This is a genomic window from Marinobacter sp. LV10R510-11A (genome assembly GCF_900215155.1).
In the GTDB taxonomy this organism is placed as follows: Bacteria; Pseudomonadota; Gammaproteobacteria; order Pseudomonadales; family Oleiphilaceae; genus Marinobacter.
On sequence record NZ_LT907980.1, the window covers coordinates 919,454 to 944,876 of the forward strand.

Here is a 25,423-nt window from a genome sequence, read left to right on the forward strand (position 1 = left end):
GTCGCTGGAATGCACTAATCCCGCCTCTGATAACATCGAAATGCTGACATGGCTGGCAGAATACACAAATCAGGCTAATCGACCAGTTGATGGCCGGGAAACTAAAATCAGGAACCAGGCGGTGAAGAACCGCTCCAAGAAGCGTTTTTCTACAGCCTTGTTAAAGCACAAAGCTGTTGAAATATGGCTATGTTGGCATCATCTGTTGGTTTGCACTTATTGCCGCACGAAGCCACGCCTCCTCTGAAGCCTGCGCATTTTCGAACAGCCGTCGCCATGCCAGATAGCTCGGCAAATACGCTGTCCCCACGCCATGAAAGCGGGCCATCCAGCCCTTCAATCGACTGATATAACTGTTGACGTTTTGAATGTGGTATTCCTTGCCGATCACTCGTTGATCGTCGAGTGTGATCAGTCGATGGTGGGCAATGCCATGGTCGCTGGAGAAGGTTTTATACCAGCTGTGGCCGTCGGAACATAAAATAGAATCACGATTGATAATCGGTGTCAGAAAAGCATGGATCGTTGATTTGTTCAGCGTCGGATCCACCAAGTCGCTGACATGACCGTTACGGTCTCGCGCAATAACCACCGAAATTTTATCCGCTTTTTTCTTCCTGTTACTTTCTCCGCCACGTTTTCTGGGGCTGCGATGCGTGAGGTTGCGCTTGCCCTTGCAGGACTCAGCAAAGAACGTTTCATCCACTTCGATAATTCCCGAAAGGGCATTCGCGTTGGCTTTTGCGCTGGCGCTCAGAAAACGGTGACGCCATTGGAAAGCAGTCTTCAAGTCAATGCCTACTCGGGCTGCCGAAACCCGCAAGGTCAGGCTGTCTCGCATGCATCGCAAGTAATCAAACCATTTATGACGGTGATGCAGCCTGGCCAGCGATGTTCCTGTAACGGCATTGAAGGTTTTGTGACAGCTCAGGTTCTGACACTGATACCGCTGCAAGCCGCCAGAGCGCCCCCACTTGATGAGATGCTGATCACCGCAGTGAGGGCATAGGCGATGGGGCTGGCAGTTTCGAGCAACGTGTGAGCCTGAGCATTAATTTGCCCAAGGAGCTGATTGGCAAGGTGTTGTTTGAGATCCACCGGGAGGTGGGCCAGGGTCTTTTCAAGGGCGTTGATGTCGGCTCGTTTCATAATTTGCTCCCAAGAGGAACCGGATATACAGTAGTATATACAGTATCACTGGAGCAAACCAACAGATGATGCCAACATAGCCTGAAATATACAGTACTGTCCCCATGGACAGTGTGTGCATTGCACGAAAACCAACATCTCGCGAAACACGAGGACAGTAAAATGTCAAAATCAACTAAGAACACTGGCAAGTCATGGTCTGACCAAGACGTAAAGCAATTGAAGGAGCTGGCAAAGGGTAATACGCCAACAAGGGTAATTGGCTTAAAGCTTGGACGAACGGAATCAGCGATACAGTCAAAAGCGAGCCAAGAAGGAATCTCGCTAAAACCAACGAATCAGTCACCCTACAATCGGCAAGGTTCGTGATTTAACAGGGTAAGCAAGAAGGGACTGCCTTGGAGCATAGCGTAAAGGCGGTCACTCATTACTAGTTCACCTCCAGCGAAAAATCTAACTGGAAGATACTGAACTGATGCGCGTTTTAAATTTCGAAAAGACGTTTCGCTGCGACATGGTTCGCAGGACACGCTGACGTTCTGGTTCAACTAAAAAGCTCCGACTGTTACTCGCGATCAAGGCTTTGACATTTCAATTCAGGGGCTGAAGAGGCTGCGCTTGAGAGGGGATGTTTGAGTCATTTGGGGATTGATTCTTTGAGAGTATCAGCCCTCCGCAAGCGACCAGTAGATCGCTCACCTCGGGCAGAAAAAACATTTCCTTTAGACGGCTTCAAACTTCTCCAGACCATCTGGCGTGAAATCGGCTTCTTTGCAGGCCAAATACATTCGGCGAGTTGCTTCCCTGACGACTTCCCATGCGCGCTCTTCACTGTCATCAACTGAATTTCCTTTAGCAGCGAAATAATCCATTAATTTATGGATTGCCGAGCCTTCTTCACCGTCAGTAGAGAGCGACGTTCCGTCGTGTCGCACAATCATTTGGTAGTAGCGATCTCCGTCATCAAAATGCACTTGAACCGCTCCTTCCATAGATGCGCTATCGTCATATCCAGAAGGCAGAGTTCCGTAGAGAGTCATATCGATATTTGTTTTCATAAATACTTCCGTTTGTCAATGAATGAGCAATAATAATATCTTCGAATAGATGTTGTGTCTATACTAAAAGTATGATAATGCCGTTTTATTTGTGTGTTTTTGTATCTTCTTGTTTGGTGCGTGGAGAATTCTAGTCGTTGTGGAGAGCGGGCTTCACGTCGACAATCGTTTGAAATGGGCGGATTAAAAGCTTCGCGACGACACGCCTTTATTGGCAATAATCAGGCTGGCTTAATTAAGGCTGCAAGGCCGCAAAAAACCTAAACTTTCTAGTGTCTGCTCTTTTCTTTACGGTCCCGGGTCCAGCTAAGAGAGGCGTGGTGGCTTTTAATGCGCTTGGGATCAATGGTACTGCGGTAAGCCTGGTTTTTATTCAGAAGATGAGGCTTCGTTTTCTCATCGTCGTTTGCTGGTCGACGAAATGCACGTCAAGCTTGGCTACCCGGCAGCGGGGGGATTGAGGCAAGATTCTGGTGCGACCGTGGCCGGGATATGAAACTTAAATAGTCGTGCACAAACATTTTGGACCTGGCAATAAAGCGCCTTACGCGATCCGGGTCAACTGATGGGATTCCGGGGAGGTGCATTAGACCTAATTTTTTCGCTCCTACATTATGTATGATCTTGTGTATGTGTATTTTTAGGCATTACTTGAGATAAAGAGGTGATCATGTCTGCGCTAAGCCGAAAACAGTTACTTTTGTCGCAAGACAGCATATCAAGACTGCATGAGTGGTCTGACCGTTACGATCTGTCTGAGGCAGAGTTGGTGCGCCGCGCCATTCAGAATTACGACCCGGAACACGAACGGGCGCAGTCCGATTCGGCAGAGCATGAAAAAGCGGCAGAAGCTATGCTTGAGTTCATGGCGAAAGCTCTCAAATCAGCAATGAATGACGTAGACGCAGCTAACGCCCGAGTACGCGAAACACTGGCAGGGTTGGATGACCCGGCGAAGAGAAAGGCTATTGATCAGGAGGTGCGCCAGGAGGTTGCGGAATCTCCAGGCTGGATGGACGAGGTAGCTGACTTGCTTGTTACCGAGAACGAGGACGCCGCATGAGCTTTATTGAACGATTGTTCGGCTTTGGCAATGAGATTTTGCTGTTGACTGCCAAGATGGAGCAACTGAGCAAAAATGTTGAAAATCTGACTCAGGAAAGCTAAAACCTGGATCGCCGAAAAGAACTACCGCGTAGCGAAGACGCGGGGAAGGAATGATTGGATATCGGGGATATCAGTTGGTTTTTTCCTGCCCACTTTACTCCTTACTAAAGTAAGGAGTAACCAATAAGGAAAGGTAAGAATGACGGCAGCAACAGTTACCAGTAGGGGCGGATAACAATCCCGGCCAGTGTATGCAGCGACCTTAAGGTTGGTCCTGGGGATCGAGTGGAGTTTTTGAAAGTGGCAGAGGGTCACTGGGAAGTGTTTGCTGCTGTGGAAGATGTGAGTCGATTGCGAGGCATGATTACTCCCAAGCGGTCCGTCAACATCGAGGAAATGGATTTAGCGATTTGGCAAAGGGCGGGACGATGATCGGACTCAATACCAATGTGCTGGTGCTTTATTTCACGCAGGACGATCACCGGCGGTATTACTTCTATATTTAGGTAACATTGGCCACAGGGAGAACGCAGAGCTAGGATATGGATTTCATCTTAAATACAGCAGGCTTGGCTTTCATCGCTTTCTTGATCTACGCCTTTGTCAAAGACATGCGGCGCAGCCTCCTTGTGGGCGAACGAAGGCGAAATGCCGAGCAACGAATCAGACGAATAAGGCTTGGTCTAGAGCCATGTGGTCGTTGTGGTGGATCAGGCTATCTTCCTCAATTTAGCCATGTTGAAAACGGAATTTGTTTTTTGTGTCACGGCTATTCGAAACACGGGAGATATGGTTCGTTGGAAGCCGCTAAACGGCGTCATGAGGAAGCAATCAAAGCCCGCAATGAGCCGCCAGTGCCCCGCTCGAAATACCTTGAGAAACGCGCCCGCTATTACGAATTGTTTTCTACCTATCACCTCAAATGCATTTTGGGAAAATGTTCTGAGTCAGAGAAGCAGGATGACGAAATTGCTGTCATTCAAATGGTCCTGAAAAACAAACTTCAAACCGCTCAGGACCAATCAAATTCAGAAGAATAATAAAAGCCACCGGCAATACGTGGCCAAGCACCTAAATCAGAGTCCGGCCAGTTTTTGGTATCAACCTACGGCCACATTATGATTCCCGGAACAGAGGGTCTGGCCAAGAAGTGAGCGGTGTAGGCCGCCCAAATGTGAGAAGAAAGGTTAAACAGCCGACCCAGAAAAACGTTGGCCTTTCATTGTTCGGTCGATAGGCTGACCGAGGTGTCGTCGTGACCGGTTGAATACGCCCCCTCCAAAATGGGGGGTTATCCTACTTTAGGGGACTATGAGTGTTTGGAAATATAGCGAAAGCAGCAGTGTTTGTGGTAATTCTATGGCCATTAGCCGCGTTGAACGCTGCCGCAGACGAGTCTCGCCAGCTTACACCTGAAGCGTTCGTAGATAAATTCAACATGCGCACGGTGCTAAGCTCTTATGGGCAGTCACTGAAATATTATTGTGAGCAATTCCCAAAGCAGTTTTTTTCGAAAATTCACTATGCTTCTAATACCAAGCTCCATCTTTACAACGGAACCGACTATTGGTGGGTTGAGTTTCATGCCAACAACAAGATCACGTTAGGGAACCAAATTACCGATGCATCTTATCGCTCTCAATCAACTCATAAGCTCGCGTACTCAGAGTCTGAGGATGAGTGGCGCGCAGAGGAAGCTTGGATCGAGCGACCTACAAACTGTGAGCCTTTTGTTCTCGAAGAACAACTGACGTTCGGCGGCAGTCATTACAGCTTTGAAGAAATTACAACATACGTCGGCAACCATGATCCGGGGTATGTAGAGCTTGGGAACGGACAGGAAGTCACTGTTGATTTTGACCCTATTCCTTGGGAAGAAGTCGATGATTGGCAGGTAGGAAAGCTGGTATCTTTGATCTATGAGCCCGCTACACAAATCCGCTTGAAAGATCTCGACTCTCAAACATCCGTACCCGTGTATTTCTATTCAGGTGATCATCCCATTGATAGACTTGAGAGCGCTTGCATTGATGTTGCCGGGGACACAATATCATATGCTGAATGCTACTCTCAGAGCAGAAAAGCTTGGGATATGGAGTTGAATAGCAATTACCTGATGTTGTTAAAAATGCTGGATGACGAGGAGAAATCGAAAGTCCGCGCTGCGCAACGACAATGGATTAAGTTCCGTGACGCTCAGATAGAGGCTGTTAGCACAATAGCTCAAAGACCAGGAACTATATGGACTATACGTGCCGCTAATTTAAATAGTGGTTTAACCAAGGCACAAGCTATGCGACTCCGCAGTTTAATTCCCTAATTGATTGAAGAGTGGTTAAGAAAATTGACCATTTCTACACGTTGGATCCTGTTTCCAAGCAAAGGCATTTATATGAGTAGGTTTATTTTGCGAAAAATTTCAATAATTATGTGTATTTTTTTCATATCGTTGCATGTTAATGGTGACCCCATCTTCTCTAAATCGGATGCGGAAAACCGATATCAAAAAGCATTTTCTCAAGAAATGACATCTACTTTATTGCAGATGGGCGTGCCCGAAAAAATTTCAAAACAGGAAGGTATCTCCATTGACGCCGCCGAACGCTCAGTTCAAGAAATGGTTACACTCAGTTCTGTTTGTGGAGTACTAGCTGTCCGTCTGTATGATGAAAAGTATAAAAACTTTGTAGCCAACGCCATAGCCGATGGTTCTTCTGTCCGAGAGATTCAGCAGAGTAGTAAGGCTTTTGTTCAGGGTAAAGCCCGAAGTGGCGAACTAGACGTTGAGAGTTTTTCTGGAACGATGACGGAGGCTTTTAATTTCTTAGAGGACTGCCTTAAAGCTGCGAAGGCAGACCCTATTCCTACATATGCCACCCGAGGGGCCTCACCGGTTACTCAGGCAGAAGGTGATAAAACAGAGAAAGGTCTAGAAAAGGAAGTTTCTGGACAAGGTTATCACTTTATCAAGAGTTTGAATGATCTTCCCATGTTAGCAGATTTCGAATCAGTTAAGTCCTATGACCAGTATTTAGAGGGCTATGGCATGTGGTGTATTGAGAAGTCTAAAGCCGAGATCAGCACGCCTAACTGCTTTGTCCGATATGAAGCCTGGGATAGAGAGTTAAACCTACAGTATCAATTATTGATGGAAGTACTGACCAAAAAGAGCAAAGCGTTGCTTAGAACGGTCCAGAGGGATTGGATTAAAAGTCGCGATAGTATGATCGACTTCAATAGTCATTTGCTAGATGATAAGTACGAAGTGTCAGATATGAATACATTTATTGGAGTGCGTGCCAACGAAGCCGACAGAGCTATCTCCCCAGTAGTAAAGGAAAGGACGCTACAATTAGAATCCTGGAGAGAAATGGTAGTGGGTGGCAGACTCTATCCCCCGCCCCACTAATTATTAAAATAAGTGCCATGAAAAACCTTTTCAAGTCGGAATTACCTTAAGTATCTAAAGAATTAGATTTTTTATAAAGTTTAAAGAGTCCTGCGCGGCAGTATTTATACTAAAATTAATGATGGCTAAAAATTTAAGTATTCTGCACATATTTATGTCATAGAATTTCAATTTCGAATTCGCGTTAGGTATATAGACTTAAGTGATCTTTCATTTATTTTGTGATCTAAGTATATGGAAAAATCTTCGATAGTTACTATTTTTTCGATACGATAACCTTCGGAGTATAATTGGACTTTAGTATAGCAAACGTCTTCGATTATTTGTTTTCCAAGTTTTGTGCTCGGGAGGTGGTTCCGGTTTTTATCATAGGCGTCCACATAAGCTCCGGATCTTATGCATGAGTCATATGCTGCCCTTTCACTGTCTGACATTCCGCAGCCGGTTAAGAAACTTGATAACGTCATTAAAGCGATAGTAGTTTTAGTAAAGTTAATAATTTTTCTCATCATGATTTGCGCGAGTTTAGTTAATTAATTTGTGGATATGATAGGGTTTATTTGTTCGTATGGCAGCAGGAACCTTTAGCGCGCTCATTGGCTTGACTGGCTATGGAGTTAAAGACATTTTCGCATTTCGATCTCCATCAGGCCTTGGATATAATCAGCGTCTGTTTCTGGCATTCCCAGCATAATCAGCTTCGTCCGAACAGTAGCTAGGTACTTAGCTTTTACGATAAATCCCAACTTCAGTTCTGTCGCCGTTTGGGCTATAGCCTCAAAGATCTGGAAGTAAAAAAATTATTCTGAAACCGGTTGACGCTGTATTCTTTCATAATATTTTCAGCAATTCCGGTCGTAATATTATCCAAAACTTTCTTTCAAGGTCCACCAAACCAACCCATTAATCACCTCATCTATTTAGAAAAATCCTGCCCTGTCGCTGATTTTAGACCTGCGATTAGAAAGCGATAGTCTAAGCTCTTTGAGCCATCTGCCAACACATGTGAGCATCTCTAAGGCACTACTAAGTATTATTTGTCGACCAGTACATCTGAAACGACTATAGATGATGCGTTAGAGCGACGTAGATGAAAAGGAAGACCTGTAACATTTTGTAGGCTTAATGTTTCATTCACGCTCCAGAGGTTTCTTGTCGCTTTACTGCAACCCCACTCAAATAGCTGATGAGTTAAACTCTATCAAGTGGCCGAGTCCTCGCCTTCGGCTGCGGGCCGCACCAACCCCCTGACCCCTACTTGCTCAGCCCCAAGCAAGTCCGACTGAGTGATACTGATCGATGAGTGTCACCCCCATGATCTAAGAGTCCCAAACCATTTGCAGTTCCCGTATGTCCTCCCCCTGCCTAGTCCACATTGGCCAACAGAATCATTGAAGAGCAGCTTACTTCTCGCAATCCCGGCTTTGTCACCTTGCTGGCTGGTTGAGGTGGTCTGAGTTCTGGAGTCGTGCTTCGACCAGACGCGGGAAGAGATTGAGTAAGTGATCAATGCTTTGCTGACCACTAAGCAATTAGTGATCGACGGCGCTGATTTAGTGTATCTCGCACTCAAGCGTTTCTCGTTCAAAGAGGAGAATGACAATGCCTAGAAAAACACATCATGTGGTTCCCAATCCTGATGGCGGTTGGGATTTAAAAAAAGGTGGCGGTGAGCGAGCCATCAAACATTTTGACACCAAACAAGATGCCGTCGATCATGGTCGTGAGGTCAGCAGGAATCAGGAATCTGAATTCGTGGTTCATAAGAAAGATGGGAGTATTCAAAATCCAGATAGCCATGGCAACGATCCGATGCCACCCAAGGACAAGAAATAGTAGTTAGAACTGAGTGTGCTTAGGCCGACAGGGGTAGAAGGTTGGGGTTCGATTCCCCTGGCGCTTGTTGGCTCTGTAGCCCTTTTATTAATTTTACTGAGATACATCAGCGTAAACGTGGTCCTGCCGGCCACCAGCAACAGTGAAAAGGGGGATGCCTATGGTGAAAGCATTAACTGTCCGAACTCGCGTTTTTTAAGCTCCATGCTTGAAACTATGTGGGCTATCGGAGTCGGTGGCGTTGTCGGACACCTGTCTGCCTAAGCACGCTCAAAACGTAACAACCATAATTACGGCGTCCGTTTTTAGTTGCGGCTTCGCGTCCGTTCCAAAACGTGCGTTCCTTGGGGCGTCATGGTTCCCGGGTGGTTTCTGCCCATATGGACTCATGTTGGGATAATCTCCTTCCAGGCAAAGCCTGCTGATGATGAACCGGTGAAATTCCTGCAAAAAGAAGATCCAAAGAGACAAAACAAGGGGATAGCACCATGGCTGTAAAACACACTCCCACGGGTGTTGTGCATCAGGGTAACAAAGGGGGTACCACCGGATGCGGTTACGACACCAAAAAGAATTCAAGCCATTGGGTTCAGTCGTCACAGCGAATCACCTGTGGCTAGAATGGCTGCAAGAATTGAAAGCAGGTCTTCAAGCTCACCAGATGGGTCAGGCGTTCATGCGTGTTCTCGGCGGCGTACAGTGGACTGAGGGCACTGGCGGTAGCATGACCTACAGCACTCACACCCTTGTCGATCATTTCAGCGATAAATTGATGCCTCTCACTGTCAGCGGGTCTGCGAAGATGCTTACCTTCGGCCTGTGCCTTCTTAATGCCCTGAGCCGGTCTCCTGCGTCTGTCGCAAGGTCCTTCGCCGCGTCTCTGAATAATTACAGATGTAATCAATCTTCTCTTTTTAACTAATCAGCGAAATCGTTCTTTAGCAATTTGGCCTATTCGCTACAAAAGTGAAAGTAGGGTTGACCGCTAGTTAGTAAGTTAGTAACTTAGTAAGTTAGTGAATCAATAACTAAATCACTAAGTAAAGGTGCGCAAACATGGCTAGGCCAGAAAAATACACAGAAGATGAGTATCTCTCCTGGGTCGAATCGCAGGTTGTAAGCGGGCGTTCCGTTAAGGACATCAAGGCAGCCGAGTTGCAGAAAGCAGTGGGTGGTAAATATTCGCGATGCCAGGAAGTACTGGCTCAGGCACAGGATAGGTTTGTTGAGCAGCAGAGTGATTCCACACCGCCTATGCCGGTGTGGTTCCGTGATTTTGTGACACGGCTTTCGGAGCAGACCCGAGAGGCTGCTGAAAGTCAGTGGTTTAAAGTCGGCAGAGGCATTAATGAATCGATCAAAGACGCCACAGTGATTTTTGAGGATCGCCAGGCGGACTATGAGTCTCGATTGTCAGAGCAACTGGATCAAATCCGAACCTTGGAGGCAAACGATGACGACCAAGCGGCTCAAATAGAACAGTTGCAAACCCAGTTGTCGAAAGCCCTCGGTGAAGTTTCAGATCAAAAATCAGACAATGCTGGTCTGAAGTCCGAAGTCTCCGGCTGGAAACAGCAAAAAGCTGACTTTGATGTTCAGCTTTCTACGGCTCGGGAAGACCTAAAAGCATCAGAGCGTGCTGTGGCAGAGGCTCGATCTGAACGCGACATCTTGAAAGGAAAGGTTCAGGCTTACGAATCGCCGAAGAAGTGAGGCATACAAGCGCACCTCTCTATGTTTTAGCAGTTTCAATAACTGCCCGGACACCGGCTATTAGCAGAGTTCAGATGACTTTGGGACCTACCATTTGGAAATCCTGCAATGAATCGTTGATGACAAATACTCTACGTGAAGAAAGGATTGAGGGCAGGGGTGTTGGCTCTTTTCCCGTATCCGGATCATGACCGGATTTTTCCAACCCTGGCTGGACCTAATACGGGGTCACGGTCAGGGACGGCACTCCTATCGTCTCTTCGACCACCTGTGCTCGCCTGATTGAGTTAGATTTACTTTGTGAGAGCAGTTTTCGGGAGAGTTAGCTCACTCCGCGAATTCGCTCAATATCCCCCTCTAGCATGACATCAAGTGCAGAGACTCCACCGAAAAATTTATTGGGTTTTTTGATCCAACTATCAACTGTTGCGATGGCCATTCGTTACTTCCTCCCCTTTGGCGTATTCCTCAACAAACTGTAGCTTACAGATCCATCCCATTATCGCGTGAATTTGTGAGTAGCGGACGCTTAGGTAGCAAAAATTGAGTTTGCTAATTTCACCGACGCTCTCGTTCACTCCATTCCTCCACGATCTCGTCAATGTCCACTGGATTGTTTTCGTCACCACCAATTTCATCAAATACAATATAAAAACCTGCCCGACTGTAGTGACAGTCGGAAATCACCAGTTTCTGCTTGTTCTGTGCGGCTGCCAGATCTAGCTTGCGAAACAATAGCTCCCGATCTTGCGTTGCTAAGTCTTCAGGATAGACAAAGATCAGGTTGGGATAGATTAACGACGGCCTTGGAAGTGCCTCCTGCCACGCGTTTGCATAAGCAACCAAAAGTCGTTTTCTCTTGTATGCGTCCAACGATTGCACTTGTTTTTTTGGTATTTTCATGAACCACCTATTTATATTTACTTTGTTATCAGACAGATAAATATAACTTTATTTATTTATCAAAAAATTAATCAATTATATTTATTTTATATTAAAATAAATACAACGAAAACAGTACTTTACAATATCATTATTGTGGATTAAGTTATAGTAAATCAGCAAATTTAAAATAGAAACCAAGGATGATCATGACGGATACAACAATCAAAAATTGGTTTTTAGTAAGCTTGGATAACGATGGTGAAATTATTGGGGAAGCTACTCTAGGGAATTGTTGTTGAGGATAAAAAATGCCGTTGGAGACCGGGTTGTCCTTACCTGGGGCGGTTCGACGTATCGGGGTCTGCTCAACGAGCGATCTGTCAATTACCAGTCAGGCCACTGGTCGATCAAGCTTGGGCGCATGCGTTGCCATCGGCGGTTACGAGCGAACGAGATGGACACTGATAGCGCTGATGCGGGTAACCTTGCCGGTGATTTAGCAGAAGTCAGCAGCAGACGGCATAGTAGCCAAACGCCCATCGTAATTGTTGGGACACGGTGAAGAAGGCCTGAACCTGAAAATCAATGAGGGGCCTGTGTAGCCGGAACCATCGGGAATGGCCATCAATCAGGCCATGCCATTTACTTTAGTGTGGCTGACCAGGTGCTAGGTGAGGCACGATATTCCCACGAAGGTTCACATGCATAGGCATGGCCTGAGCGCTATAGTATCTCTGCGATCCATATACTGGAGGTGAAAAGATGCGCACAGTTTCTATTTTCAAAAACGGCAAGAATCAGGCCGTCCGATTGCCTGCTGACATGGCCTATGCCGGTACTGGAGAACTTGAAATTTCGCGAGACGGGGATGTGATCACTCTTCGCCCTGTCAGGTCGTCTTGGGCATCTTTTGCTGATCTGCCGAGAGCGGACGCCGAGTTTCTTCAGGAGCGGCCTGTGGTCGCGGGTGATGAAGGCCGGTTTAAGCTGTGACCACCTACATGCTCGATACCTGTATCTGCTCATATATTATGCGAAAACGTCCGGCATCGGTGTTGCAGCGATTGACCAACGAAGTTGAGCAAGGCAACCGGATTGTTATCTCAGCCATTACGTATGCAGAAATGCGCTACGGCCAAATCGGCAAAAAAGCCTCGGCCAAGCACAAGGTTTTAGTTGATGAGTTCGTAGAGCGGGTTGACGCTGTTTTGTCTTGGGATCAGAGGGCGGTAGATGCGACAGTCAATGCGATGTGAGAGCTTAGAAAAGCAGGCACCCCCATTGGCCCCAACGACATGGCCATAGCGGGGCATGCAATCGCCACTGCTTGCACTCTGGTAACGAACAATGTGCTTGAATTTGCTCGTGTTCCTGGCCTTGTTTACGAACATTGGGTCAACTAACGCACGAAACTGGTACCGCAGACATGGTGGTTGAGTTTGATGGCCGTCCATGTTGGCTACTCAACGTAGTACTTTCTGCGTATACAATAGTATTCAGTGAGCAAAATGTGGATGTCAATTGATTACGTAGTGATCGAAAGAAAAGTGAACTAAGCTGCTGTTAAATTAAATATTTAAGGCCGAGTCGGATTGGACAGAGAGCGGAGTTATCTGGAATCGGCTTTATCGCAATATCGCGGAAGGCGGTCTAATCACTGTATGCACCATGGAGAGTGAAGTGCCTATAACCGGCAGTGTTTTTGCGAAGAGGTGAGGTGCCAGGTTGATAGCAGGCTTCGTGATGCGAAGTCTTGCCATTGCTCTCGCTGACGCAAAGCATTCAGCTCCCAGGCGTCAGCATATGCCTTGGTTGAACCATCTGAGTTTGGGTGGTTGTCCGGCGAGGGATTACTCACGTCCTACGTCGGTAGCCATGGCTTTGGGTTGCAGTTTTGTAGCAAATGCGGGTCTACGCTGTGTGGCATTTTGGATGGTGTTATTCATGGTGTGACTTTAGGTTGTGTGAATGGTGACCCGAAAGTTGAGATTGGCATGCACATCTATGTGGGTTCTAAAGTAGCTTGGGAAACCCTGCCCGATGCAGTAACTCAGTATCATGAGCAAGGTCCCAAGAATGCATAACAATCGCAGTCACGGCGACGGCTTTTCCATTGCGGCTTCGCATCCATTCCAAAACCGCGCATGCTGCGGGCGTTAGAGCTGAATGATATCAATAAGGAGTAGAAATGGTAGCTCTGGTCAAGGAAGTCTACTCAAAGGAGGATGCCTGTTACCTATATGGCTACGACCTACTCAATGAGACATATCTCGGCTCAAGGTACGTGGTCACATTTGGTCTAAGCTTGGAAGCGCTGTCACCCTCTGAGGCTCTAGAAAAATTATATGGGTATCGAGGTCCTATTTTTCGGTTCACGGATAAGAAAGACTTTCTGAAAATGTTCAACACAAAACTGGATGGGCCACTCAATCATTAGGCCTGCGCACGACTTAACAATTCACAGCAGTTCGCGAGCTGTGGTCGCTGCTGTGCTCCTTTAGGATTTTGATGGATTACTCGTCAACCCGTTGGGAAGAGTTCCTAAACCCTGATGTTCTCAGGCCTAAACTTATCTCAGCCTCAATATATCTGGCGGCTTTCGAGCTTCTCAAAGATGCAATTATTGAGAGAATCGAGACCTTTTTTACCGATGGCTACGGACCCGAAGGCAACGTAGTCTCTCCAGAGTATGAAAAAGAAGTTCTGTCCATTCACAAAAGCAGGGTGAGGGCTTCACTGGAATGGCTTAAAGAACAGGATGCGATTTCAGACCAAGATATTGATGCGTTCAATAGCATCAGAACGTGCAGGAACGATGTTGCTCACGAGATGCCTAAATTCCTCGTTGGAGATGTGGCAGTTAACTTCTCCCAGCAGTTCGAGTTGATGGTGACGCTGCTGCGTAAAATCGAGGTGTGGTGGATCGTAAACTTCGAGATCCCGATCAGCCCAGAATTTCGCGATATGGAGATTGATGAGAGTGGAATCGTTCCAGGGCCGCTCATGACACTTCAAGTAATGCTTGATATTGCATTGGGTGACCCTGAAAAAGCATCATACTACTATGATGAACTTCGAAAGCGGCGTAGTGAATCCTAACATAGTGCAGGCAATGGACGTTCCTAACGTCGCGCCCCTGCTGCAATCATTAGCTGATCAAAAAACATGCGATACCTTGATGAGAAAAACGCACTCTCGCTTTTACCGATTCCGGTAGAAAGCCTCAGTCAGATTGAAACTGCACTGGTTGAGATAGATGCAGGAATGCACGGAGTTTTGAAAGGGTGTATTTCCGATCTTGTGAAAATTAATAAGCAATCACGGCATGGGAAAAAAGCATGGGGAAGATTCAGATCCGGGCGCAAGCACGACCTCCTTATTGAATTCCGGTTTATCCTCTTTGACGAACAGCCTGATCCGGACCAGTGTTTTTATAGCTGGCAAGCCAGCTCGCACGGCACACCACAAGCACCAACCATAATTTTCCATTTCGAGCGGGTAGCAGGGGAGCCGCCTGCCAATGGTCTGGATACTCCAGCGGGGGCATATGTTCAATCTCGAAGAATTTTCTCGGTTCCGATTCAGTGCATTCTTAGAAATTGGGGCAACGTAGAGCGAGGTCACATGATCTATGAGCACAATATTTCGGCAATGGATTTCGCTGATCCTCAGTTTGAATCTGCTAGCTACATCGGGCTCACTTCACGAAATTGGCAGACAAGATACAAAGAGCATCAGCGAGACGCGCTAACCGGAAGCGAACTGCTTTTTCATACTTCCCTGCGCAAGGTTCTGAACGTCGATAGCTTGGTTCAAGCGGGGCTTGGGAGTTTTGAACTAGTAAGGAAAGGTGCAGCGCTATTATCGGAGTTGGAATACGTCAACCTAACCTACGAGGAAGCGATGCAGGTTGAGGAGAAATTAGTCGAACGTACCCTCTACCCGAAAGGGCTCAACATGATCCCAGGCGGATTTGCCGGTTTTCAGTTCCTCCATAAACTTGGATATTTGAACCGCACAACAAAGGTCTCAGTCGATGAGCGGGATCACGCTTCGGCTAAGTACCTACTTGATGCTGAATCTGGAGTGCGTGTAGCTCCTTGGGTTAAGAAGAATTGGTCGAGTGATGAATTTTATGAACAAGTTATTTTCAAACGCAGTAACACATTGAACCGAGATCAGGTTATTTCTATCCGAAAATATGGTAATGAATGGGGGTTTGATTCAGATCTAATCGCTAACCTAGTCGGTGCTAATTTACGTCAGGTTCGTGATGTGCTGAGCGAAAAGTACTATTCCCGCGTGAAGTAGCCCCATGTTTCAAGCAGCGAACAATCACAGTCACGGCTACTGCATTGCGGCTTAGCCTCCATTCCGCAGCCGCGCCTGATTTCGGCGTTATGGATCCGAGAAGGAGAGAAGATGGTAACCGTCCGGCCATCACAACTTGCTAATGATGGCTGGCCTCCAGTTGTGCGGTAGCAACTCGTTAATAGCGCTGTTCTTCTGCGTCGGAAGTCTTGTCAGCACATCTTTCAGATAGGCATACGGATCGTAGCAGACTGGATCAGGATCATCACCGCAGCAGCGCGCTGTCCACTTCTCGGTGAACCGGCGAACAGCCAGTTTGAGCGACCCAGTGCCCAAGGCCGGATCTGGTATGGCTACTCACCCCATAACCCGGATAGATAACCATCTCGAAGACATCTACCGAGTTTATTACAACTATTGCAAAGTGAATGACTAAGGTAAAACTCCGGACATGCGTCTGGGGCTGGCAAAAGGACCTGTAGAGTTAGAAAAGATCTTTTCTTTGGACAAATACACCAAGGCCAATTCATAAAAAGGGCCGGTGGATAAATGAACTGACTCCCATTTGTTGCCCGACTAGGCCAAACCAGATCCACTTTAGTTGAATGGCTTGCCACTATAGTGAACTTTTGACGTTACATTTGACTGACCTATAATCCATCGATCTTATATTTTGTCCTATTATCCACTAACCGGATTTTTATGTCGCAACACGATAAAGAACGCACAGAACCCTTTTTCGTCGATGAGCAGGTTAATTTCTTTAAACCGCTGGTCGGACGTTACCGAGAAGTGGTGGTGTCATGCATTCGCGAACTTTATTTGCGACTCAATGGCCCGGAGGCAGATTACGGCGTTCATCTGACAAGAGAGGACGTTCTGACCATTTTTCACGGTGCGATCAATCGGACAGCGTTGATGGATTTTGATCCGTCCGTAGATGATCCTGAAGAGAAAGAGGATCGATTGTCTGTGCACGACCGCGCTGCAAGGATTCTCCGAAAACTGCTTGATAGCGGCTGGATTACTGAGTATGCAGATCCGGTTGCGATGCGAAAGTCCTACCAGCTATCGGGCATGGGTCGGCAATTTTCTGCGCCGTTCGTTCGAGTGTTTGAAGAAATCATCACGGACACACAGAACACACGCTCTACACTGGCTAACCTTCAACATTTCTTCAGCAGTACCTTGAGCCAGAATCCGGAGGTGGATCACCTGATGATTGCCACCAAAAACTCTGGCGAAATTATTTCCGATCTAAACAACCTGATTGAAGAGTTGGACAGTAAGCGTCGCCAATTGTTGAAGGCCGTTGATGACAACATTGAACACGCCAAACAGGCGGGTGAGGATTTTATCGACTATGCCCAAAAGCGCTTGATTCCAGAATTCGAAACCCGGATGAAAACCGACTCCATTGAACGTCACAAGGCTGAGATTCTGGATATTCTTCGTCAATTACAGGGGCTGCCGAATCCTACTAAAGCCAAGATCGAGAAGCGGCTCAGGCGTCTGTACCCAAATCTCCATAAACCCGGAGACAGGGATTCCATTTTTCTCTGGGCACTTCAAACCATCGAGCGCCGACTCATGAATGCCTGCGATTTCAAGATTCCGGAGCTTCGCTCCCAGGCCGATAAGTTCATGCGTCGTGCTCAAATGCTCATTGATCATCTGACCACGATTGCCTTTGGTGAGAATGAACATAAATCGGTGTTCAAATTGGTGGGTGACCTCAAATCGATGAACGAATCCATGTTCAATGCTGTCCTGGACAACAGTTTGAATGATCATGGTCGTCTCGATATCCGCCTTATTAATCCTGCTGCTGTCACACTTCCTGATCGTCGCGAGAGAGTCAAAATTGACGATTCCATCGTTGAGTCTCTAATGGAAACACCGGATCAGATGCGCCAACGCTATATTATGAATAAGATCGAAACCATGTTTGCAGTGACCAGCAGCCAGATAAGAAAGCAGGCCATCAAACACCTTGCCGAAGGGCGTCGAATCCAGGCCAGCGAAGTCCTTATCAACGATGTGGACTCCTTGTTGTTCGTACTTAATGGACCGATTGTGGGGAGTGTTTCCAACCCGGATGAAGACTTCGTGGTGCACCCGCTCGGTCGAACCTATGAAAATCGCTATATGACGGCTGATGATTACGAAATCGAATACGTCGGTACGGGAAATACTGGCTTTGAGGATCCTCATGTTTGAAGTTATCGACAGTGAATTGAAGAAAGCAAATTCAAGCCTTGGAGAATTTCGGGAGGTTGTGAAGCGACTGCTGGCTGACCAAGCTATTTACCGCAAACAATCGAACAAGGAAGCGGAGCGCTACGATCAGTTCATTCGGCTTCAGGTCTTAATTCAAGAGTATCTTGGCGTGCTTGGTTTTCGCGTTGTTCATCACGAACAACATCAGTACGTAGTGTGCTATCCGCCAGGTTCCGATATTCCTGGGGTCTACAATGACGACATCGAGCAGAACCACTATCAGAGAAAACTTCGTCGTAATGAGAAGATCGTACTGATTGTGGCCCGGTACCTTTTTGAAGAAACATTGAGAGAAGGTCAACTATCTGATGACGGCACCGCTTTCGTTGATATTGAAAAGTTCAATCACACCTTTGCGATGGTCGCCAAGCAAACGCTGGACAAGGAAAGTGAACGGGACGAGCTGCTTCGATTCCTGAGAGGCCTTCGGGTAATCGAGTATAAAGATGCTTCGGACCCTGATGCTCTGATTGGTTTTCGCAGCAATATCCTGTGTTTTAGCATGGAATCTGTCGTTCAGCAGGTTCGAGAGGAACTCGGAATTGATGGCGAAGAGGAAGAAGAGTTTCAGCCAGGCACCAGTGGTAATTTATCCCTGGCAATGACAGATGACGAGGGTGCTCGATGAAACTGTTAAAGATTGGGCTGATTAACTGGGCCAACATCCCCATTGGCGAGTACGAGTTTGACGGAAGGTTGAACCTGATAACCGGTCACTCCGCTGCGGGTAAGACCACCATTCTTGACGCCATTCAAACGGTGATGACCGCAGCATACAGTGGACTTTACCAATACAATCCGGGCCAGGATGAAGCCAAGCAGCAAAGCAAGACTAAAGAGAGCCGATCCCTGGCTTCATATGTTTTGGGTTGTGATGATGGTCGTTATGCCCGCCCTAATGGGGCCCACTGTCATCTGATTGCGGTTTTCCGTCCTGATAAGTCCAATGAGCGGTCTGAATCCGTCACTGCCGTCATCAGCGTGTCCGCACGGCTGGATCGATCTGGCACGAAAGTCACTGCGAAAGAGGAGGGTGACTATTATGCCGTGATCAAGGGGCATGAACTGAGCTGCGATCAGTTTTTGGAGTCAACCAACGGGAGGGACGTGGTGGTTGCCCCGGATCGCATTCGTGAACACTTCAAAAAACACTATCCCAGTGTTCAATATCAACTGTGCTCAGGCAAGGGGGATTATCTCGCTCACTTCTATGGGGCACTGCAAGGCAAGGAATTGTGTAACGCGAACGAAGCTAAAAATTCAGCCCGTCAGCTGTCTAAGTTCATGGCGTACAGAAAAATGGACTCGGGCCTCGATGACTTTGTCCGTGAAGAGGTGCTTGAAGCGGATGATATGAAAGAGAACATTCAGGACGTCTCCCGCATCATGAAGACCATCCATGAAATGGAGCGCGAAGCGCAACATATTTCAGCAGCCACGGATGACCTGGAGACCATGCAAAATGCAGCCGGCTCCCTTGTGAAACTTCGTATTCGTGAAGGGCTGTCGCGGTATGAAGAGTTGAAGCGAAAGGAACTGGCGACCCAGGATGAATACCTTGTCAATAGCCGCAACCGCGATGACAACAAAAAGAAAAAAATGGTGGCTGAAACCCAGGCTGAAGATCATAAGAATCAGGCAAACCAGCTTAATGAAACGCTCATTGACCTGAAAGCCAAGGCTCAAGGCATCGATGTTTACCAGCAGAAAACAGCTCTCGAAAATCAGTTGACCGAGGCTGAAGTGGCACTGGGTGAAAATACCGTTCAACTGGTTCAAGCCAATGACCTTCGCCATCAGCAGCGTCAGATGGCTGAAAACGGTCTCCAGGTCCTATCCCAGCCGCATCACTGCGCCCCGGATGGTGACGTTGAGTCTTGGCGCACGCTCTTTGAAACGGCTATTACATCGGATTCTTGGGCAAACAGGGCACTGATTGAATGGCTCAATCAGGCGGGCGCGTCGTCAATGACAGACGAAAAGCCTATTCTGGAAAAGATTGATGCGGCGTACCAGAATGTTACCGCTCATCTTCGTGACGTTCGTCCGGGCATTGAGGAAAGGCACTATAAAATCCAGTCTGATAAACGCGACACGGATACCAACATCCTGGAACTGAAAACGGAGATCAGTAATCTCGAAAATGCCGGTCAGATTACCCTTCCGGGTTACGTAAAACAGGCACTAAAACTGATTGAGTCTGAGCTTCCGGAAGCGGAAGCCTCCATCCTGTGCGATCACATTGATGTTAAGGACGATGACTGGCAGGTCGCCATTGAAGGCTTTCTCGGGAACAACCGGTTTAACATTCTGGTTGACCAGGAGTATGAACGAGAGGCCATTGATCTTTTAAAGCGGATCAAAAACAGTACCTCAGTGGTTCAGGCTCGTAAATCGATCAAGGATATAGAGGGCAAGACGCCGCCCTCTGACTCCATTGTTAATCTTCTGACCTTTTCCCATCCAGTTGCCGAAGCTTACGTAAAAGGCGCTTTTAGCAACGTCATTATGGTTGATGACACCCAAACACTGACCCGGACAGCTCGCGGCCTGATGAAAACCCGCCAATGCTCTGGCGGTTACAAGATGTTTGTGGTCAACATGAGCGAGGAGGATCTGGTATTTGGACAGAATGCCCGCGAACGGGCCCTTAAGGCCAAGAAAGAACGCCTGGTCGATCTTATTGGTGTTCAATCCGAGCTTGATAAGAAATTTCGAGCGACTTCTTTCTGGCATAAATCGTGTGACCAGAGTCGTTCACCCGGACTTCTAAGTCGCATCGAAACACTTGAGTCAACCCACTCCAAGATTGATCGTCTGCGAAAAAATTTGGCCTCTCTCGATCTCACAGACATTGAGGAGTTGCGGAAAGAAATTGAACTGACCAAAGAACAACAAACCAAGGCCTCCGACAAGAGCCTGGCGGAATTCAAAAATGCCGCCGTTCTTGGCAATGATATTGCCCGCCTTGACCGAGACATTAACCACCTTCAAAAACAGAAAGAGATAGACAGTGAAGCGGTAGAGACGGAAGAGGAAGGTCTGCGAGGCATGTGCTCCTACTGGCCATCCATCGTGATTGGTAGTGAGTTGGAGGCCATTGATGAAGCCGCAAGCGGCAAGCAAGATGCTCTTCATCACAACGACCCGCAACACCACAGACGGATTGCAGCCGCTGCCCGCACACTGAACGAGGCTTCTCAAAACTTCAATATCAAGGGGGTCAGGCAGTGCGCACTCGATGTTTCGGTTTATAACAACCTTACAACAAATGAAAATGACATCAGCAGTATCTCAAAAGAGTTCGTGGTACTGACCGACCTTTATCGCCAAATTGATGTGTTACTGAAGCAGTTCAGGAACGACATTCTGGCGAAACATAAAGACAAATTAAAGACAATGTCGCGGAGCTTTCAAGACATTTTCGTGAATGAAATTTGTGTCAAGATGACAAACTCGATTCGTGGTGGCAAGGATCGACTGGACTTGCTCAATCGCCGCCTTGAGCACATCAGATTCGGCGATGAGCGCTATAAATTCACGTCGGTAATGGTCCCTCGGTACAACGATCTTTATCAGTTCTTTAACGAGGTCACGGAAAAGGGCTTCAATGAAGACCTGCTTGATGAGGGGGTGCTGTCAGAACGAGGCATGACTGTCTTTGAGCGCATTCAAAACCTTCTTATCAGTGATGACATCAACAAGGCTGTTGAGGAGCTGAACCGGATTACAGATTACCGAAACTATCGGTCGTATGACATCATCAAGATCGTTGATGGGCATGAAATTTCATTGAAAAACTACGGTACCGGTTCAGGTGCACAGCTTGAAACCCCAAGCTACGTCATCAAATCTGCCGCCCTGAGTTCAGCGCTCAAGTTCGATCAGCAACCGCAAAGCCTTCGCATGGTGATGATTGATGAATCCTTTGCCAAGCTGGATGAGCAGCGCTCAAAGGCCGTGATCAACTACCTGTCCCGTGATCTTCAGCTTCAGGTTATCTTTGTTGTTCCCAACACTAAGGCATCGATCTATTACGATCAGGTCCAGTTGAAGTACGACGTGTCCAAGTCACCATCACCGGAGCCTATTGGCGAACTGAACACGCGTGTTTTTGTTCACACAGCGTGGATGAAAGAGGAGGCCGTCAGTGAACTTTATGACCGTGAGAAAACCCAGATCCGTAATAAGGCTGATCAAATGGACTTTTCCTCTTTCTCAGGCGAACTCGACTTCCTTGAAGAGCTGGAATCGGATGAAGTCCATGATTGATGTACCTGGCTTTATCCATAATCCCTGCACAAGGCGCTGCCTGAACCGCTTATTGGACCTCGTGGATAAAACGAGTTTCGATGACCGAAAGAAAAGAATCTCCGAGTTGATCACGGAGGGACTGTACCCGGAGCTTTTCTCTCCAAAGGAACCAGAAGACGATGAGGTGGCCTGGCATAACCTGACGCGCCTCTCTGAGCAGGGCATTATTGACATTGAAAGGACACGCAAACGTGGCCTATCAACGATTGCGCCCTGGGAGCACGTCCGGATTGTCTTTCTTCCTGAGGGGGAGGAGTCTGTTCGTCAATGGCTTGATCGTCCGGCAGGTGATCCGGCCTTAGAAGCATGGCAACGGGAGGCTGACTATTACCGCGAGCAATTCCAAGATCTGACGATCTTGAAACCTTCCAGTTTCTCTTCACTGTCGCATTACCCCGCTCGCGAAGTTATTGCCCGTCTGGCCAAGCTGCCCGATCTGCTTTCAAGATCCCGGTTGTCGCTTTATCAGGCCAGTGCCGCGTTGTTTTGGGGTGACTCAAAGGCCCTTAGGGGTAAAGAAAGAATCCTGAATCAGCTGTTTGGTCAGGACTTGATGGCTCTTGAGGCTCGGCCCATCCTGATCGAAGGATCCTATCGACCAGAATGTCAGGGGCTTTTGGTAGTCGAAAATATGGATACCTTTGTTGCTGCCGCAGACGGTCGTATTCCCGGCGTTGAAGCATTCACGGTGCTCTATGCTCAAGGCTTCAAAGGGACGGCCTCACGCATCCGTGAGCCCGGTATGGCCAGGTTTTATTGGTCATCATCCCCGCTCCCGGATCCTGAGTGGCTTGATCGCTTTATGCGGGGCTGGTGCGGGCATTCCGATTTACCTGTACCAATCTACTATTTTGGCGACCTTGATCCTGCTGGTCTTAGAATTTATGCGCAAATGCGGCAGGCGTTTCCATCCCTAAAGCCCTGGCAGCCAGGTTACCATCTTCTCACCGAGCGCTTGCTGGCAGGTGAGGGACACCAACTTAAAGCATCTGGAAAAGAAGCTCAGGGCAGGGTAATGCTGACGGGATGCCCCTGGATTGATCAGCATGTTATCCCCGTTATGGAAAAAACTGGATTGTGTGTGGATCAGGAAGCGGCCATTAGCGTCGCCTAACCAGGTACAAAAAAGGCGCTGAATGAACACAAGCCGTTCACCTAAAGTGGATCTGGCTTGCGCCAGTCGGGTAGTTAATAAGGGCCAGTGGATTTTCCATTGGCCCTTTTTTTCATCGGAAGATCCTCTGGATATAGGAAAATCAAATGAGGAAAGGCTTTTGAAGGTGCCGATAAGATCTTCTCCCAATCGGCAGCTAGTGAAATAAAACGCATTTTTATCCTATATGTATAGATCATCAAAATATTCATTTTCCCATCATTCACATATAACACTTTAAATACGTCATAGTTTTCAATAATTTGAAATAACGTAATTTAATTATTCGTAAATTATTGGCGATGCATTTATTTAAAGTGAAATTAACTGTTTTAAAACAATGCTTTACAATTTTTCAATCATGACCTAAGTTGTTATTGACTCAAGTTGAAAGTGAGAAAATCAGTAGAATGTCAAATGAAACTGCGCTCAATATGAACGCTGAGGTCCAGAATGTTTAAAATTACAAGGACAGTTGCGCTAAAGGATCTAATGATCGAGCTTAAAGGCCACGGGTACGAAGTAACTGAAAGTGCGCTTAAAAGTTGCTTTGATAGGGTTCAACGAAAATACCGACTCCCGAGCTGGTATAACATGTCTGTGGAACAAAGAGAGGAAACACTCCTGAAGGTAAGGAGTAAACTGATACACAGCATTGAGAGCGGCATGCACCGTCGAAAAAGCTGGGTTTTGGACGGGGCGGGATACACCACACGTGAACTTTACCGCCTAATTGGGCAGGATCTGGCTATACGCCATAGCGAAATGCAGCTTCCTACCGAACAGAATTTCGGTCGATACCTCGCAAGGTTGAAAAAGTCAGCCTCCGACGTCATCGAGCGAGATGGAACAATAATTAGTCATGAAGCGCTGATTCATGCCACGACAAATTTCGCAAAGACAGCGCCCTGTACTATTTATCAGATTAACTTCATTCAAGGTCCACACGCTGGGAAAAAGTATGTGGGGATGACTCAATGCACAGTTTCCGAACGAATACGTTGGCACTTCATGAACGCTACGCGCCCGGGAAGTCCAGAGAAGAACCCCAGCAATCGGCTTTACAAGGCTTTAAGAGACTCCTTTAACTTCTCGAGTGAGAGCGAGAGGTGGCTTAGTATTAGGATGCTAAATACCGATGTTAAACTTGCTGAAGCGAAAGCAGCAGAAAGTGATCATTGTGAAATCGTGGCGGCGGAGATTGGCGAGGAAAACCTACTAAATGTTGCCACGCCAGGTTCCATCGGCGGGCGCAGTGGAACGAGAAGGGTGATGTATAAAAAAACAAAATATTACCTATACGATGGTGTGCGGGCGGTAGCGAGGGATCTAAAGGTTGATGACAAAGACACTGCGAAATTCTTATCCAGATTTCTTTATCATTTCAGAGAACAACCATTGTGTGATCAGCACGCTTTAGATGCGGTGGCGGAAAGATTCGCTCGAATCGGGAGCAGTGGAGGGCAACTCTACCGCGAAGATGCTATTCATTATCTCCTGAATGGAAAACGGGTCTGCATTCGCGAAGTGGCAAAAATTACAGGGCGCAAACCAGATCAAATAAGAAGTTTATTGAGAAGTCGAGGCCTGCTCGGCGTCGAAAATGCCGATCTAACTCAGGTATTGTCCGGGTCTATCCCAGCCATTCCAATAAAGACTCCCGCCACGGCACATTTCTTTCAGAAGTCTGACGATATTGCTGAGGACCTTTTGAGAAAAATAGAGCGTGTTCAAAGTAACTTTAACGCGAAGTCTTGGCGACAGCTTGCTATGTATTTGGAAGTTAAAGAAAGCAGTTTACGAGCTACAGCCCGCCGGTTCGAACATGATATCGCTGGGTTTTGGTCAAAGGTCTTATCAGGCCAAGCATTTAGGTTGTAACAGAATCGGCGGGCCACATCTTTTCCATTGCTCAGGGTAGATAAAGGTGGATACCACCCTTTAAAGGAAAAGGCTTCTGTAGTGAGACTACGGCAGTTGTTCCCGCCGCCACAGGACCTACGTTGTCTCATTTTTATCGTTTGCCGACCTGCTGCATGAAGGTTTTACATTTGTTGACAGTTTTTGCCATGAATATACTAGGTTTATAATTGATTGTTTTAAAAGAAGTTATTAAGCTTACTCTAAAGCTGGTAACTAAAATTGAAAATCAAAATACAAAATCAGGAAGAAACTAACGAAGTACTGGTTGTTAGTCGGTACAGGTCT

Annotated in this window: 17 protein-coding genes and 4 pseudogenes; 16 read left to right on the plus strand and 5 right to left on the minus strand. The window is 47.1% G+C overall.

The window, feature by feature from the left end; genetic code table 11:
- Positions 1-187: 187 nt before the first annotated feature.
- Both CPH80_RS04390 and CPH80_RS04400 read right to left on the minus strand, forming a co-directional pair.
- Positions 188-1,149: pseudogene (locus CPH80_RS04390) on the minus strand (IS1595 family transposase).
- Between the two features lie 722 nt (positions 1,150-1,871).
- Positions 1,872-2,207 (minus strand): hypothetical protein, encoded by a 336-nt coding sequence (locus CPH80_RS04400; RefSeq protein ID WP_096275791.1) that lies wholly within the window; start codon positions 2,205-2,207, stop codon positions 1,872-1,874.
- Positions 2,208-2,877: 670 nt separating this feature from the next.
- Between CPH80_RS04400 and CPH80_RS04405 the strand changes: the two genes are divergently transcribed.
- The 6 genes from CPH80_RS04405 (at position 2,878) to CPH80_RS04445 (ending at position 10,272) form a co-directional block, all read left to right on the plus strand.
- The gene (locus CPH80_RS04405) at positions 2,878-3,270 is read left to right on the plus strand and encodes a hypothetical protein (protein WP_096275792.1); all 393 of its coding nucleotides are present in this window, start codon (positions 2,878-2,880) and stop codon (positions 3,268-3,270) included.
- Positions 3,271-3,856: 586 nt separating this feature from the next.
- A complete protein-coding gene (locus CPH80_RS21510) occupies positions 3,857-4,354 on the plus strand; it encodes a hypothetical protein (protein WP_134035147.1) in 498 nt (165 codons plus the stop codon).
- Positions 4,355-4,629: 275 nt separating this feature from the next.
- Positions 4,630-5,634, plus strand: a complete 1,005-nt coding sequence (locus tag CPH80_RS04420) for a lysozyme inhibitor LprI family protein (protein ID WP_096275794.1) — start codon at positions 4,630-4,632, stop codon at positions 5,632-5,634.
- A gap of 24 nt (positions 5,635-5,658) precedes the next feature.
- Complete coding sequence (locus CPH80_RS04425; RefSeq protein WP_157746848.1) at positions 5,659-6,723, plus strand: lysozyme inhibitor LprI family protein; 1,065 nt, start codon at positions 5,659-5,661, stop codon at positions 6,721-6,723.
- 1,602 nt (positions 6,724-8,325) lie between these two features.
- Positions 8,326-8,559: a DUF2188 domain-containing protein gene (locus CPH80_RS04430; protein ID WP_096275796.1), complete on the plus strand. Its 234-nt coding sequence runs from the start codon at positions 8,326-8,328 to the stop codon at positions 8,557-8,559.
- 1,056 nt (positions 8,560-9,615) lie between these two features.
- Positions 9,616-10,272 carry a hypothetical protein gene (locus tag CPH80_RS04445; protein ID WP_096275799.1) on the plus strand — a complete coding sequence of 219 codons (657 nt, stop codon included), beginning with the start codon at positions 9,616-9,618 and terminating at the stop codon, positions 10,270-10,272.
- Positions 10,273-10,594: 322 nt separating this feature from the next.
- Here the strand turns inward: CPH80_RS04445 and CPH80_RS21515 are convergent, their stop codons facing one another.
- Together CPH80_RS21515 and CPH80_RS04450 are read right to left on the minus strand one after the other, a co-directional pair.
- A complete protein-coding gene (locus tag CPH80_RS21515; protein WP_134035144.1) occupies positions 10,595-10,711 on the minus strand; it encodes a DUF2384 domain-containing protein in 117 nt (38 codons plus the stop codon).
- A 119-nt stretch (positions 10,712-10,830) separates the two neighbouring features.
- Positions 10,831-11,175, minus strand: a complete 345-nt coding sequence (locus CPH80_RS04450; protein WP_096275800.1) for a hypothetical protein — start codon at positions 11,173-11,175, stop codon at positions 10,831-10,833.
- A 744-nt stretch (positions 11,176-11,919) separates the two neighbouring features.
- Between CPH80_RS04450 and vapB the strand changes: the two genes are divergently transcribed.
- From vapB to CPH80_RS04480, 5 genes and pseudogenes are all read left to right on the plus strand, one after another.
- A complete protein-coding gene (vapB, locus tag CPH80_RS04455) occupies positions 11,920-12,150 on the plus strand; it encodes a type II toxin-antitoxin system VapB family antitoxin (protein ID WP_096275801.1) in 231 nt (76 codons plus the stop codon).
- Positions 12,147-12,560, plus strand: a pseudogene (locus tag CPH80_RS23265) (type II toxin-antitoxin system VapC family toxin). Before vapB ends, CPH80_RS23265 begins: the two are co-directional and overlap by 4 nt.
- A 384-nt stretch (positions 12,561-12,944) precedes the next feature.
- A pseudogene (locus CPH80_RS04465) lies at positions 12,945-13,241 on the plus strand (GFA family protein); the annotation flags it as partial.
- Positions 13,242-13,665: 424 nt separating this feature from the next.
- A complete protein-coding gene (locus tag CPH80_RS04475; protein ID WP_096275804.1) occupies positions 13,666-14,256 on the plus strand; it encodes a hypothetical protein in 591 nt (196 codons plus the stop codon).
- A 66-nt stretch (positions 14,257-14,322) separates the two neighbouring features.
- Positions 14,323-15,468: a hypothetical protein gene (locus CPH80_RS04480; RefSeq protein WP_197703606.1), complete on the plus strand. Its 1,146-nt coding sequence runs from the start codon at positions 14,323-14,325 to the stop codon at positions 15,466-15,468.
- Positions 15,469-15,597: 129 nt separating this feature from the next.
- Here the strand turns inward: CPH80_RS04480 and CPH80_RS04485 are convergent.
- Positions 15,598-15,815, minus strand: a pseudogene (locus CPH80_RS04485) (transposase domain-containing protein); the annotation flags it as partial.
- 355 nt (positions 15,816-16,170) lie between these two features.
- Here CPH80_RS04485 and CPH80_RS04490 point away from each other — a divergent pair.
- The 5 genes from CPH80_RS04490 to CPH80_RS04510 all read left to right on the plus strand — a co-directional run bounded on the left by CPH80_RS04490 (position 16,171) and on the right by CPH80_RS04510 (position 25,096).
- Positions 16,171-17,688 (plus strand): Wadjet anti-phage system protein JetA family protein, encoded by a 1,518-nt coding sequence (locus tag CPH80_RS04490; protein WP_096275805.1) that lies wholly within the window; start codon positions 16,171-16,173, stop codon positions 17,686-17,688.
- Positions 17,681-18,376: a DUF4194 domain-containing protein gene (locus CPH80_RS04495; protein ID WP_157746849.1), complete on the plus strand. Its 696-nt coding sequence runs from the start codon at positions 17,681-17,683 to the stop codon at positions 18,374-18,376. Before CPH80_RS04490 ends, CPH80_RS04495 begins: the two co-directional genes overlap by 8 nt.
- The gene (locus CPH80_RS04500; RefSeq protein WP_096275807.1) at positions 18,373-22,020 is read left to right on the plus strand and encodes an ATP-binding protein; all 3,648 of its coding nucleotides are present in this window, start codon (positions 18,373-18,375) and stop codon (positions 22,018-22,020) included. The genes CPH80_RS04495 and CPH80_RS04500 overlap by 4 nt, the downstream gene beginning before the upstream one ends.
- Positions 22,013-23,176 (plus strand): hypothetical protein, encoded by a 1,164-nt coding sequence (locus CPH80_RS04505; RefSeq protein WP_096275808.1) that lies wholly within the window; start codon positions 22,013-22,015, stop codon positions 23,174-23,176. The genes CPH80_RS04500 and CPH80_RS04505 overlap by 8 nt, the downstream gene beginning before the upstream one ends.
- A gap of 531 nt (positions 23,177-23,707) precedes the next feature.
- Positions 23,708-25,096 carry a hypothetical protein gene (locus tag CPH80_RS04510; protein WP_134035141.1) on the plus strand — a complete coding sequence of 463 codons (1,389 nt, stop codon included), beginning with the start codon at positions 23,708-23,710 and terminating at the stop codon, positions 25,094-25,096.
- The last annotated feature ends 327 nt before the right edge of the window (positions 25,097-25,423 follow it).